Here is a 13,080-nt window from a genome sequence, read left to right as displayed (position 1 = left end):
GGGGCGGGCCACGACGATCTCGGCGATCGCGGCCAGCGCCGCGAGCCGCTGACACCGGGCCAGTGCGTCGATGCACGCGGCGAGCCGGTCGCGGTGGCGTGCGGCGGTCTCGAACATGTGCGCCTCGGTGTAGTGGTCGAGTTGACCGACGAGGGGGTCCATCAGATCGTTGCGCCGACCGCGGAGCAGATCGTGGGCGGCGGTCACCCGCGGCAGGTACTCGGTGAGGGTCTGCGGGGTGGCCGCTGCGGCGGCACAGCCCCCGACCTCGTCGCCGCCGTCGGCGGCGGTACGACACCAGTGGTGGGTCGCCGAGGCCGGCAACCGGTGCCGGCAGGTGCGCAGACCGGCGGCCGCCGAGATCAGGTCGGCGATCTCGGTGGCGCGCGTGCGGTTGGCGATCGGTCCCACGGCGTCGTCGGTGGCGGTGCGCGTGACCCGCAGGCGGGGGAAGCGTTCGGCGGTCAGCTCGATCCACCAGCCGCGGTGCGGCTGTCGGGAGCGCCGGTTGTAGGCGGGTGCGTGGGCGGCGATCAGCCGGAGCTCGCGGACGGCGGCCTCGAGCGGATGGGCGCACTCGACGTGGTCGACGCGGACCGCCAGCCGCACCATCTCGCCCATGCGTCGCCGGGGGTCGCCGCCGGTGAAATAGGACAGCACCCGGCGTCGCAGATCGCTCGCGGTACCGACATAGAGGACCTCCGACGCGGGGCCGCGGAAGAGATAGACGCCGGGGCGGTTCGGCAGGTGCTGCGCCAGATGCCGTTTCGCGCGGAGTTCGGGGTCCGAGCGGGGGAGGTAGGCGGTCAGGTCGCCGTAGGTCCGCACGCCCTGGTTGCCGATGCGCTCGAGCAGGTGGTGGAGCACCTCGACGGTGGCGCGGGCGTCGTCGAGCGCGCGGTGGGTGGGGCGGGTGGACACCCCGAACAGATCGGCCAGGGCACCGAGCTTGACCGTGGGTGCCTCGTCGCGGGCCAGGACGCGGCGGGCCAGCCGCACCGTGCACAGGCTGGTGGGGAACGGGAAGTCCTGATGGAGCCGGGTGGCGGTGTGCCGGAGGAAGCCCATGTCGAAGCGGGCGTTGTGCGCCACCAGGATCGAACCGCGCGCGAACTCGACGAAGGACGGGAACACCTCGTCGATCCGCGGGGCGTCGTAGACCATCGCCTCGGTGATCCCGGTGAGCGAGACGATCTGCGGAGGGATCGCGCGGCCCGGGTCGACCAGGGTGGCGAACTCGCCGAGGACCTCGCCGCCCCGGATCTTGACCGCACCGATCTCGGTGATGCGGTCGTTCGCCGGATCGCTGCCGGTGGTCTCGAGGTCCACCACGACCATCGTCGTGTCGAACAGGGCGACTTCGCCGAACGCATCGCCCGCGGCTGCGTCACCCCACGCGTCGGACTCCGACGCGTCGAGATCGGTGAACGAGAGTTGATCGGCGTCTACCAGCACACCGCGAACAGTAGTTCGAGCCACCGACAGGGACTTGTGGGGCCGGTGTGACAGGAGGGGGATTCGCCGATGTGTTCGGTTTTGTCGGTGGTCGTTCCTACTGTGACGGGTGACGGCGGTCGACGAGGATCGTCGCCGTCCCGGAGCCCCGGGACGGTCCCGGTTGGCCGGTTTTCACCCGCCCGACACCGAAATGAGATGGAGATCACAGATGTACATCGAGTGCAGCAACTGTCCAGCTCGTCGGCACGCCTGCGACGGATGCATGATGAACGTCCTCTTCGGGCCTGTGAGCAGCGAAGACGGGGGTGTGGCCGGGCCTGCCGATGCGGCCTTCGACGAGTCGATGGCCGACGCCGAGATCCGTTCGGCCATCGATGTATTCACATCGGCTTCAATGGCGACCAGGTCGGCTGCACGATCGGCAATGGGGACCATCGGCCCTGCTAGCAGGGCCGGAGCCGGGCCTGTCCTGAAGATTCTCCGCGCGGGATGATTTCGGGCGCGGCGACGCCTCCGTGTCCCCCAGTGGACAGACCCGCATCCTTTTTCGTAACCTTTCCGAGACCTTCGCGGAGCGTCCTGCTTCACCAAGAAGTAGTCCACGAAGATCACCGCTCAATCGCCCGCATGGGCGAACCGGGGAACCACAGTTTTCGGAGCGATCCGAATTGGGGTGAATCGCGCTCTGGACACCGATCACGGTGACCAGATCCGTGTAGGGCCATTCTTCCGGCCCGAACCCGACAGCTAACTCGGTAGGCGGTAGAGGGAGAAACAAAAGGAGAAGTCTTTTCGTGGGCAAACACCGTCTGGAACAGCCGAGTCGCGGTGGCAGCGTCGCCAAGAAGGCGATGATCGCGGGATCGCTGACCGTCGGATCGCTCGCCGTCGCCGCGGGCCCGGCTCTTGCCGCCCCGGCGCCCAGCGCGACCATCGAGATCCCGAATCTCGGTAAGTTCACGCTGCCGGGTGTCGATCAGAAGCAGGTTCCGAACCAGTTCCGTCCGGGCAGCCTCCCGGGCCTGGTGACGCCGACCCTGACCGCCGGTGAGAAGGCCGTGAAGGCCGCCGAGAGCAAGATCGGTTCGCCCTACAGCTACGGTGCCGCGGGCCCCAACGCCTTCGACTGTTCGGGCCTCGTCTACTGGTCCTACCAGCAGGCCGGTAGGACCATCCCGCGCGACAGCTACGGACAGCTCGGTGGCGGACGTGCGGTGTCCTACTCGGATGCGCGTCCCGGCGACGTCCTGATCTTCAACGGTGGCGGCCACGCCGGCATCTACATCGGCAACGGCCAGTTCATCCACGCGTCCACCTACGGTGTCCCGGTCAAGAAGGCCTCCGTCAACGAGTGGTCGCTCGTCGGAGTTCGGCGGTACTGATCCGCGATCGACGACGACGTGTGAACATGGATCGGGCGGATCGCGGTACTCGCGGTTCGCCCGAACCCGTACTCCGGGTGGATCGTTCGAGATCGACCGGAGACGATGTTCGGAACCTGGGGGATCCGGCGTGATGACGACCGGCAAGGAAGTGTGGTGACGCCCGTGGAAGCGGGAAAGGCGATCGTGGGGAAGCGGTCGGGACGGTTGGCGCTGGGTACGGCGCTGTGCGCACTGACGGTGGCCGTCGCACCACCGTTGGGATTTGTCCACGCGCCCGAGGCGGCGGCTGCCCCGGTGCAGACCGCCGATCAACTCCTCGCGCGCTACCAGAAGCTCAGCCAGCAGGCCGAACAATCGGCCGAGGCGATGCACAACGCGCAGATCGAGTACGACAAACAGCGCCGCATCGTCGCCGACTCCAAGCGTGCCTCGGCCGACGCCCAGCAGTCGCTGACCGCGTCCGAGAAGTCGCTGGCCACCCTGCAGCAGCGATTCGATGCCGTGGTCCGAGCCAGTTACATGGGCCGGCGCACCAACGACATGTACGCGGTGCTCACCAGTGACTCGCCGCAGACCCTGCTCGACCAGATGTCCGGGCTCGAGCTCGTCGCCCGCCGGTCGGCGGCGGACCTGAACGAACTGAAGACCGTGCGCGCGCAGACCGTCGCCAAGCGGACCGCCGCCGATGAGGCCGCCGCCCGCGCGACGCAGGCCGTCTCCGATGCCGAACGCGTCCGTGGTGATCTGCAGAAGCAGCGCGTCGAGTTGCAGTTGCAGGCCGCGCAGATCCGGGTGATCTATTCCTCGATGACCGGCAAACAGCTTGCCGCGCTGGCCGGCCCGAAGTTCGACTTCGATCCGCGAGCGGTCCCCCGGGGCACCGCGCCGGCACTCGTCGCGGTGCAGGCCGCACTCACCCGGATCGGTGACCCCTACGTGTGGGGTGCCACCGGCCCGGACTCGTTCGACTGCTCCGGCCTGATGGTCTGGGCGTTCAAGCAGGCGGGCAAGACCCTGCCCCGCTCGAGCGAGGCGCAGAACGCCGCCGGCACCCCGGTCGACCGCAACAACCTGCAGCCCGGCGACCTGATCATCTACTACCCGGATGCCCATCACGTCGGCATGTACGTCGGCGAAGGCTACGTGATCCACGCATCCACCTTCGGTGTCCCGGTCAAGGTCGTCCCGCTCGACGACGCCGGACCCTTCAGCGCCGCACGGCGTTACTGAAGCGTCCCGCGTTGCGCGTCGACCGATCCCGCGCGGCGGTGACCGTGGTCACCCTCGCGGTGACCCTGGCCGTCGGGCTGACGGCATGCGGTGACACCACGGGTTCCGGTGGCGCGCCATCCGGTTCGGCCCGGTCCGGATCCGGTTCGGCCGCCCCGACCGCGACGAACGTCTACCTCCAGCAGCGCGCCCAAGGGGTGCAGGCGCTGCTGGACCGGCTGTCGCACGTCCTCGTCGAGGGCCGCGAGGGTGCCCTCGACGTCCTGATCGACGAGGCTGCGAGCCCGGCGTTCCGGACATCGGTGCAGACCGCCTGGGCCGAGCTGTCGTCGGCGGCCCCGGCGCCCGAGCGGGCAGCCCGCCTGCGGATGCGCACCCTGCGCTATCAGCTCGCTCCCACCGAGGAGGCCGAGACCCTGGTACCCGCAGCGGTCCAGGAACGTCTCGACGCGCAAGGCAGCACCGACTCCTGGGTCGCCCCGGTCGAGATGCACTTCGCCCTCGGTGGCGCGCGGACGCCCGGGATCGACGAGGAGGAAGTGGTGATCGCCTCCCAAGTGGTCGTCGCCCGCTACCCCGACACCACCGGTACCGGCGACTCCTGGCGACTCGTCGGTGATGCCTCCCTCGTCGGCGAACCATCTCCGCCACAACAGATCTGGTCGTTCCCCGGGCTTGCGGTGCAGGATGTGCCGACCGCCGGCGGTACCTCGGTGATCGCGTCCTACCCGGACACCGCGGCGCTGGATCGCCGGGTCGCGGGACTGCTGCCCGGTGCGGTCGACGCGGTGAGCGCCTTCTGGGGCGACGACTGGGCACGCCGGGCGATCGTGGTGACCACCGCCACCGACGAGCAGTTCGCCGGACTCGCCGGGGCCGGTCACGGTGTGGACGGTGCCGCCGCGGCCACCGTCTACGCCCGGGTCGACGTCTCCCAGCACGTCGCCACCGGGCAGCGCGTGATCCTCACCCCGCAGGCGGCCGACCTCGCCGCACCGACCCTCGGGGTGGTGCTCCGCCACGAGCTCACCCATGTGGCCACCCGATCGGTGACCGCTGCGGCGGCACCGATGTGGCTCACCGAAGGTGTCCCGGAGTACGTGGGCCGCAAGGGAACCCACACCCGTTCGGCCGATGCCGCACCCGATCTGGCGGCGGCGGTCCGCGACGGCCACACCCCGACGGCATTGCCTGCCGACGACGCGTTCGCGGTGAACTCGGAGAGCGCACGGCTGGCCTACCAGTCGGCGTGGTCGGTGGCGGCCTTCGTCGCCGACCGGTTCGGTGAGGACCGGCTCAAGACCCTCTACACCGGGGTCGCGGCCTCCGGAGACACCGCCCGGCAGGATGTCGCGATCCGTGCGGCGCTCGGGATCGATCGAACCCAATTGGTGGCCCGCTGGCGGGCATGGCTGGAAGCAGAGATGCGCTGATGTCGCGAACCCTGTTGGTGACCAACGACTTTCCGCCGCGCCCCGGCGGTATCCAGTCGTACCTGCAGAATCTGGTCGATCTGCTCGACCCCGCCGACATCGTCGTCTACGCCCCGCGCTGGCGCGGGGACTCGCACAGCGAGTTCGATGCGCGCGTGCCCTACCGGGTGCACCGGCACCCCACCACGCTGATGCTGCCCACCCCGGCCGTCGCGCGGCGCGCCGCCCGCATCATCGCCGAGGAGGAGATCTCGACGGTCTGGTTCGGGGCCGCCGCCCCGCTGGCCGTACTCGCCCCGCAGATGCGCCGCGCCGGTGCCCGGCGCGTGATCGCCAGCACCCACGGCCACGAGGTCGGCTGGTCGATGCTGCCCGGCGCCCGGCAGGTCTTGCGCCACATCGGCGATCACACCGACCTCGTCACCTTCGTCAGCCGCTACACCCGTGGCCGGTTCGCATCGGCGTTCGGCGCGCAGGCCGCACTCGAATATCTGCCGCCCGGTGTGGATGTCACCCGATTCGCGCCGAATCCGGCGGCGCGTGACCGGATTCGGGAGCAGTTGGGGATCGGTGAGCGCCCTGTCGTCCTGTGCCTGTCGCGGCTCGTACCCCGTAAGGGTCAGGACATGCTGATCCGGGCACTCCCGCTGATCCGGACCGAGATCGCCGACGCGGTCCTGGTGATCGTCGGCGGTGGCCCGTATGCCGAGACCCTGCACCGCATCGCCGACGACGAGGGGATCGCCGAGCACGTCGTGTTCACCGGGTCGGTGCCCGCCGACGACCTGCCGGCCTTCCATGCGAGCGCCGACGTGTTCGCGATGCCGTCCCGGACCCGGGCCGGCGGACTCGACGTCGAAGGACTGGGGATCGTCTACCTCGAGGCGTCGGCGAGTGGTGTGCCGGTGGTGGCCGGTGACTCCGGGGGAGCACCGGAGACCGTACGTGAGGGGATCACCGGGACCGTCGTGGACGGTACCGATGTGCCGGCGCTGGCCCTCGCGGTGATCTCGATCCTGTCCGACCGTCAGGCCGCCGCCGAGATGGGTAGGCAGGGCAGGCTTTTCGTCGAGCAGCAGTGGCAGTGGACGCAACAGGCGGCGCGCCTGCGACAGCTGCTCTGAGCTGTCACCGACGCGCCGCCCGGTGGGAAGCGCCTGCTACTTCTTGGTGTAGATCTCTTCGATGTCGCCGGAGAACTTGTCCACCACCACGTTTCGCTTGACCTTCAGCGTCGGCGTCATCTCGCCGGTCTCCTCGCTGAAGTCGGCGGGCAGGATGCGGAACTTCTTGATCGCCTCGGCATGTGAGACGGTCTTGTTGGCCTCGTCGACCGCGGCCTGCACCTGACCGCGGAGGTCGGGGTCGTTCGCGAGATCGGAGACCGACGCGTCGGCCGGCTTTCCGTTGCGTTCCTTCCAGCCCGGGAAGGCTTCCGGATCGATCGTGATGAGTGCTGCCACAAAGGGTTTCGCGTCGCCCACCACAACCGCCTGGGAGACCAGGGAATCGGCCCGGATGACGTCCTCGAGTCCGGCCGGGGAGACGTTCTTGCCGCCGGCGGTGACGATGAGTTCCTTCTTGCGGCCGGTGATGGTGATGTAGCCCTCCGAATCCACCGAGCCGAGGTCGCCGGTGTGGAACCAGCCGTCCTCGATCGCGGTGGCGGTGGCCTGCGGGTTGCGCCAGTACTCACCGAACACGACCCGTCCGCGCAGCATGATCTCGCCGTCCTCGGCGATCCGGACCGTGTTGCCCGCCAGCGGTCGGCCCACGGTGCCGACCTTCACGTGATTGGGGGTGTTCACCGCGAACGCGGCGGTGGTCTCGGTCAGGCCGTAGCCCTCGTAGACCGGGATGCCGATACCGCTGAAGAAGAAGCCCAGGCGAGCTCCGAGCGGGGCGCCGCCGGAGATGGCGAGCTCACACACGCCACCGAGGGCTGCCCGCAGCTTGGCGTAGACCAGCTTGTCGAAGATGGCGTGCTTGACCTTGAGCACCAGGCCGACGTTGCCGTCCTGACGTGCGGCCGCGTACTCGATGGCGGTCTCGGCGGCCAGGTCGAAGATCTTGCCCTTGCCGTCGTCGTGCGCCTTCTGCCGGGCGGTGTTGTAGACCTTCTCGAACACGCGCGGTACCGACAGGATGAGGGACGGCTTGAACACCGCGAACTCGGGCACGAGGTTCGGGATGTCGTTGGTGAAGCCGACTTCCACGTGCGCCTCGATGGCGACGAGGGTGATGGCGTGGGCCAGCACGTGCGCCAGCGGGAGGAACATCAGCATCCGCTTGCCGTCGACGAGCAGGGTGTTGAGGCTGCTCTCGAGCACACCGCGCACCTCCGACAGCATGTTGGAGTGGCTGAGCTCACAACCCTTGGGGCGGCCGGTGGTGCCCGAGGTGTAGATCAGGGTGGCCGGATCGGTGGCGCGCACCGAGGTACGGCGCTTGGTGATCTCCTCGTCGGAGATCTCGACACCGGCCGCGGTGAGGGCCTCGACCGCCCCCGGGCCGTCGGCGGTGTCGATCTGGATCACGCGGACCTCCTGTTCGAGGCCCTCGATCGACTCGAACAGCTTCCGATGCGCGTCGTCCTCGAGGATGATCGTGGTGGCACCGGAATCACGGAGGATCCACTCGATCTGGGCGGCCGACGACGAATCGTAGATCGGCACGGTGATGGCCCCGGCCGACCAGATCGCGAAGTCCAGCAGGATCCACTCGATGCGGGTGCGCGAGAGCAGCGCGACGCGGTCGCCCTGGCCCACACCCGAGGCGGCCAGTCCCTTCGCGAGCGCGGTGATCTGGGCGGTGGCCTCGTCGGCGCGCACCGGTGCCCAGTCGGAGCCCTGTTTGAGCCGGAAGACCGTGTGGGCCGGGGTGCGTTCGGCGATGCCGAAGATGAGCGAGGCGACATTCTCATCCTCGCCGATGGTGAACTTCGCGGGCGCACTGAACTCACTCATAGGGGGCGAACCTTTCGACCTCGTCTTTGGGTTACTCCATGGTAACCGGGAGACCCGCCTGTTCGGCGCAAGCCTCGCAGACCGGATCGGACAACGATGTTTGTGCAGTTCACGATCTCCCCGCGGGGTACCCCGGAGAGGGGAGTGCCTACCTGTGGTCGGGGCGAGTATGTGAAGCTAGGAGGCGTGACGAGCATTCAGGTGGCCGACGACACGTTCGTGGCCGCGGCTCCGGCAGTGGCGGCCGAGGTGGTCGGTGATCGGGCACGATGGCGCCGCTGGTGGCCGGATCTGCGGCTCGAGGTGGTCGAGGACCGCGGGGCGCAGGGGGTGCGGTGGCGCGTCGACGGACCGCTGACCGGAACCATGGAGATCTGGTGTGAGGCCGTGATGGACGGATTCGTCCTGCACTACTTCCTCCACGCCGAGCCGACGGGATCGCTGCCCGCCGACGCCCGCGCCCGCGCCGAGGACCTCGCCGAGCGCAACCGGCGACGCCGCGTGGCCGGCAAGGTGATGGCGTTCGAGGTCAAGGACCTCCTGGAGGACGGACGTGCACCCGGCGAACCCGCCGCGGTGGCCGCCGGCGGACAGGCAGGTGTCTGATGGCCGACCACACCGAGCGGTCGATCGTGGTCAACGCCGACGCCGACGACGTGATGGGCGTGATCGCCGACTTCACGCACTACCCGGAATGGGTGGGGGCCGCGCACGAGGTGGAGGTCCTCGGTCGCGACACCGAGGGCCGCGCCGACCGGGTGCGCTTCGTCCTCGACGCGGGCGTCCTGCAGGACACCTACGTCCTGCGCTACACCTGGGACGCCGACGGCACCGGTGTGTCGTGGCGATTGGAATCGAGTGACCTGCAACGGGATCAGCGAGGCCGGTACGACGTGGTCCAGCAGGTTCCGGGGTCGAGCAAGGTGACCTACTCGCTCATGGTGGACCTGCTCGTCCCGATGATCGGGCAGCTCAAGCGCCGCGCCGAGAAGGCCATCACCGACGCCGCCCTCAACGACCTGAAGAAGAGGGTCGAAGGCTGATCGATCTGACTCCGATCCATGTGGTGCTGGGGCCGGGGGGTTCCGGGGTGTCGGCGGTCGCGGCCGCCGGCGCACTCGGACGTGCCCGCACCGCCCATCGCGCCGTACCGCCGCTGGGCCGACCCGACCGGCACACCCTGCTGATCACCGCCGACCGCTGGTCGCCGACAGCGGAGATGCTCGGCGTGTTCAGCGTCCCCGACGAGCCGGTGGCGGTGTCGTCGGGTCTGCACCTGCTCACCCTGGACCGGCTGACCGCCGTCGAGTCGGCGTGGTCGGCGTTCACCGCCGTCCTCGGCCTCGGCGTCCGCACGTCGAAGTCCGCGACGGCCGCGGTCACCGCGCTGATCGGGATCGACGCCGCCGAACTCACCGCACTTCCCGGCGTCGAGGACTTCCTGCTGCTTCGCCGCATCCGCGACGAGGCGACCGGGGGCAGCTGGGAGCGGATCGTCGTCGATCTGTCGGGCGTTGCCGACCCGTACGCGCTGCTCCGGGCGCCCACCGTGTTCGGTCAGGCACTCGAGCGGCTGTGGCCGCGGCATCGGCGGCTGGCCGCGGCGTCGGAGAAGTCGGCGTCGGCACAGGTCGGTGCGGCGTTGGAGACCATCGCCCGCGACTGCGACGACATCACCGAGCTGCTCGGCGACCCCAGTGTGATCGCCGTGCACCTGCTGGCCACCCCCGATGCCCGCGGGGCCCGGCTGATGCATCGGCATCTGGCGCTGGCGGACCTGATGGGGCTTCCGGTCCGGTCGGTGATCGTCAACGAGGGGGTGCGGTCCGGAGACGGCGCAGAGCTGCCCGCAGTCGACGATCCCGATGTGACCATGGTGGGTGTCGCGGCGTCGCCCTTGCCGCTGGATCGTCCGGCACGGCTCCGCAAACTCGGTGTGTCGCTGGCCGAACCGGACGGCCGTCCGCGCGGTTCGGGCGCCGCACACGTGGTGCAGACCTCCGCCGACGGTCTGGACTCCACATTCGAACTGTCCTGGCGGCAACGCTTGCCCGACCCGCAGCGGTTCGGCCTCGGGCGGTCCGGCGACGACCTGCTGGTGACCGTCGACGGCTTCCGGCACGCGGTGCGTCTGCCGTCGGTGCTGCGCCGCTGCCAGGTGTCCGACGCCCAGTGGGACGGCACTCGGCTGTCGGTGGGGTTCCGGCCCGATCCGGCGGTGTGGCCACGCGGCGGACGGACCTGATCGACGATCGGTCCGCGCCGCCGACGACGTCGCCGACCTCTGCTGCAGGCGGCCCGGTCCACCGGGTACGGTGCTCTTGCACGAGCACCGGACAGGAGCGCATGCCCACATGAGCACCGATCAGAACGACCGTACCGGGGGAGCGTCGGAGTCCGGCGACCCGTTGCGGGACCTGCTGCTCGGTCTGGCCACCCAGATCGACCATCTCGCCGCATGGGTGGGCGGGGCGTCGGCCGATCCCGGTGCCGCGGTGGCCGCCGGCGGAATGCTGTTGCGCGAGAGCCTCGGTGCCGAGGTCGCAGGCGAGATCACCACGCTGATGCGCGAGATCGGCGATCTGCTGGCCCGGCTCATCGCGGCGCTGATCGCGGTGCTGGAGGCGATCGCCGCAGCCCTCCGCAGTGCCCCGACCACCACCGCGGCAACCCCGCGCCGCTATCAGCCGATCGAGGTCCGCATCGACGTCGCCGCCCCGCGGACCCCGCCCGAGACAGGAGACGAGAAGTGATGGGCGAGTTGACGATCGGGATCGACATCGGCGGCACCAGCGTGCGTGCCGCGGTGGTCGACGACCGTGGCACCATGCTCGACACGCTGCGCGCGGCCACCCCGGCGACGGCCACCGCCCTCGAACACTGTCTCGACCGGCTCGTCGGCGAACTCGTCTCGCGCTGGTCGGCCAAGGCGGTCGGCGTGGCCATCGCCGGATTCCTCACCCCGGACCGCGAGGTGGTGCGGTTCGCCCCGCACCTGGCGTGGCGGGAGGCCCGTGTCGCCGAGGAGATGACGCACCGGATCGGCATCCCGGTGTTCACCGAACACGACGCCAACGCCGCGGCCATCGCCGAGCAGCGCTTCGGTGCCGCCGCCCGCGGACACAACGTGCTCGTCCTCGCGATCGGTACCGGCATCGGTGCGGGCCTGCTGATCGACGGCGAGATCTACCGTGGGAGTTTCGGTGTCGCACCGGAACTCGGCCACCTCACCGTCGTCCCCGACGGCCGCCCGTGTTCGTGCGGGAAGCGGGGATGCTGGGAGCGGTACTGCAGCGGTACCGCCCTGGTCGACACCGTCGTGGAGTTGCTCGCCGACAAAGACTGGGGCCGTAGTCAACTCGCCGCCGACGTCGCCGCCGACCCCGGGTCGCTGACCGGCCGCCGGGTGGCCGGTGCCGCCGCCGACGGGGACGGCGTGGCCGTGGCCGCCTTCGCCGCCTTCGCCGCATCGCTGGGGCAGGGTCTGGCGATGATCGCCGACATCTTCGATCCCGACCTGATCGTGATCGCCGGTGGTGTCGGGGCGGCGTCGGGTCACTACCTCGACGAGGCGCGCGAGCACTACTCGCGGTTGGTCACCGGTGCCGGGCATCGTCAGCTGGCCCGCATCCGCGGTACGCAACTCGGCGAGAACGCCGGTGTGCTCGGGGCCGCCGAGGTCGCGCGCCGCGGACTGGCGGCGGCGTCCGGGCGCACCCCGGATGCGATGACGTCGGCTGCGTCGGGTGAGTAGAGTTCTGGTCTTGGTGATGGTCGTGGTCTCGGCCGGGCGTCTCTGCGCCGGTCATTTCTGCATTGAAGGGTTCTGACATGTGGTATTCGCTGTTCAAATACGTGTTGCTGGGCCCGCTTCTCCGGGTGCTCGGCCGCCCGACGATCGAGGGAATCGAGAACATCCCGGAGCGTGGACCGGCGATCCTCGCGAGCAATCATCTCGCGGTGATGGACAGCTTCTTCCTCCCGCTGATGTGCCCGCGCCGCATCTACTTCCTCGCGAAGAACGAGTACTTCACCGGCCCCGGACTCAAGGGCGCCTTCCAGCGGTGGTTCTACACCGCCGTCGGCCAGATCCCGATCGACCGGTCCGGCGCCGAGGCGGCCGCCGGCGCACTCACCGCCGCGAGCCGTCAGCTCGACAAGGGTGAACTGATGGGCATGTACCCGGAGGGCACCCGCTCGCCCGACGGACGGCTCTACAAGGGCAAGACCGGCCTGGCCCGCATCGCACTCGAGACCGGCGTGCCGGTGATCCCGGTGGCGATGATCAACACCAACAAGTTCAACCCGCCCGGCACCGTGCTGTTCCGCCCCGCCAAGATCACCGTGCGCGTCGGCAAGCCGCTGAACTTCGATCGCTACGAGGGCATGCAGGGCAACCGCTTCATCGAGCGTGCCGTGACCGACGAGATCATGTACGAACTGATGCAGCTGTCGGGCCAGCAGTACGTCGACGTCTACGCCCAGTCGCTGAAGGATTCCAAGCCCGGCGACGACCGCCCGGTCAACCCGGCTGCCTGAGGTCGGTCACCGACACTCTCGTCTCACTGGGCCCCTGCTCGACCATCCATTGTGGCTGGTTGAGCCGAT

General features: G+C 69.5%; 13 protein-coding genes and 1 riboswitch. Of the genes, 10 read left to right on the top strand and 3 right to left on the bottom strand.

Features of this window, described 5'->3' with window-relative positions; genetic code table 11:
- Both GD1_RS19650 and GD1_RS19645 read right to left on the bottom strand, forming a co-directional pair.
- Positions 1-1,455, bottom strand: a 1,455-nt coding sequence (locus GD1_RS19650; RefSeq protein ID WP_083534485.1) for a DEDD exonuclease domain-containing protein, incomplete at its 3' end; no start/stop codon positions are given.
- Positions 1,456-1,629: 174 nt separating this feature from the next.
- On the bottom strand, positions 1,630-1,893 hold the full coding sequence (locus GD1_RS19645) for a hypothetical protein (RefSeq protein WP_020790742.1): 264 nt from the start codon (positions 1,891-1,893) through the stop codon (positions 1,630-1,632).
- 167 nt (positions 1,894-2,060) lie between these two features.
- A riboswitch (cyclic di-AMP (ydaO/yuaA leader) is annotated at positions 2,061-2,235 on the top strand.
- A 17-nt stretch (positions 2,236-2,252) separates the two neighbouring features.
- Between GD1_RS19645 and GD1_RS19640 the strand changes: the two genes are divergently transcribed.
- From GD1_RS19640 to GD1_RS19625, 4 genes are all read left to right on the top strand, one after another.
- Complete coding sequence (locus tag GD1_RS19640; RefSeq protein WP_059039231.1) at positions 2,253-2,840, top strand: C40 family peptidase; 588 nt, start codon at positions 2,253-2,255, stop codon at positions 2,838-2,840.
- A 153-nt stretch (positions 2,841-2,993) separates the two neighbouring features.
- On the top strand, positions 2,994-4,073 hold the full coding sequence (locus GD1_RS19635) for an NlpC/P60 family protein (protein WP_059039233.1): 1,080 nt from the start codon (positions 2,994-2,996) through the stop codon (positions 4,071-4,073).
- An 11-nt stretch (positions 4,074-4,084) separates the two neighbouring features.
- Positions 4,085-5,506, top strand: a complete 1,422-nt coding sequence (locus GD1_RS19630) for a peptidase MA family metallohydrolase (protein ID WP_157079557.1) — start codon at positions 4,085-4,087, stop codon at positions 5,504-5,506.
- Positions 5,506-6,630: a glycosyltransferase family 4 protein gene (locus GD1_RS19625; protein ID WP_059039230.1), complete on the top strand. Its 1,125-nt coding sequence runs from the start codon at positions 5,506-5,508 to the stop codon at positions 6,628-6,630. Before GD1_RS19630 ends, GD1_RS19625 begins: the two co-directional genes overlap by 1 nt.
- A 36-nt stretch (positions 6,631-6,666) precedes the next feature.
- On the opposite strand, the gene GD1_RS19620 is transcribed toward GD1_RS19625, so the two are convergent.
- Entirely contained in the window at positions 6,667-8,472 is a 1,806-nt protein-coding gene (locus tag GD1_RS19620; protein WP_059039229.1) for an AMP-dependent synthetase/ligase, read from the bottom strand.
- A 171-nt stretch (positions 8,473-8,643) separates the two neighbouring features.
- On the opposite strand from GD1_RS19620, the gene GD1_RS19615 reads away from it, so the two are divergent.
- From GD1_RS19615 to GD1_RS19590, 6 genes are all read left to right on the top strand, one after another.
- Positions 8,644-9,078, top strand: a complete 435-nt coding sequence (locus GD1_RS19615; RefSeq protein ID WP_174519083.1) for a hypothetical protein — start codon at positions 8,644-8,646, stop codon at positions 9,076-9,078.
- On the top strand, positions 9,078-9,515 hold the full coding sequence (locus GD1_RS19610; RefSeq protein WP_059039228.1) for an SRPBCC family protein: 438 nt from the start codon (positions 9,078-9,080) through the stop codon (positions 9,513-9,515). The genes GD1_RS19615 and GD1_RS19610 overlap by 1 nt, the downstream gene beginning before the upstream one ends.
- Before the next feature lie 20 nt (positions 9,516-9,535).
- Positions 9,536-10,717, top strand: a complete 1,182-nt coding sequence (locus GD1_RS19605) for an ArsA-related P-loop ATPase (RefSeq protein WP_059039227.1) — start codon at positions 9,536-9,538, stop codon at positions 10,715-10,717.
- A 109-nt stretch (positions 10,718-10,826) separates the two neighbouring features.
- Complete coding sequence (locus GD1_RS19600; protein WP_053777374.1) at positions 10,827-11,225, top strand: hypothetical protein; 399 nt, start codon at positions 10,827-10,829, stop codon at positions 11,223-11,225.
- On the top strand, positions 11,225-12,226 hold the full coding sequence (locus GD1_RS19595) for an ROK family protein (RefSeq protein ID WP_059039226.1): 1,002 nt from the start codon (positions 11,225-11,227) through the stop codon (positions 12,224-12,226). The genes GD1_RS19600 and GD1_RS19595 overlap by 1 nt, the downstream gene beginning before the upstream one ends.
- A gap of 77 nt (positions 12,227-12,303) precedes the next feature.
- Positions 12,304-13,011, top strand: a complete 708-nt coding sequence (locus GD1_RS19590; protein ID WP_020791768.1) for a lysophospholipid acyltransferase family protein — start codon at positions 12,304-12,306, stop codon at positions 13,009-13,011.
- The last annotated feature ends 69 nt before the right edge of the window (positions 13,012-13,080 follow it).

Source organism: Gordonia desulfuricans NBRC 100010, from assembly GCF_001485495.1.
GTDB classification, from domain to species: domain Bacteria; phylum Actinomycetota; class Actinomycetes; order Mycobacteriales; family Mycobacteriaceae; genus Gordonia; species Gordonia desulfuricans.
The sequence above is the reverse complement of the archived record's forward strand: the minus strand, read 5'-3'. Positions and strand labels throughout refer to the sequence as shown.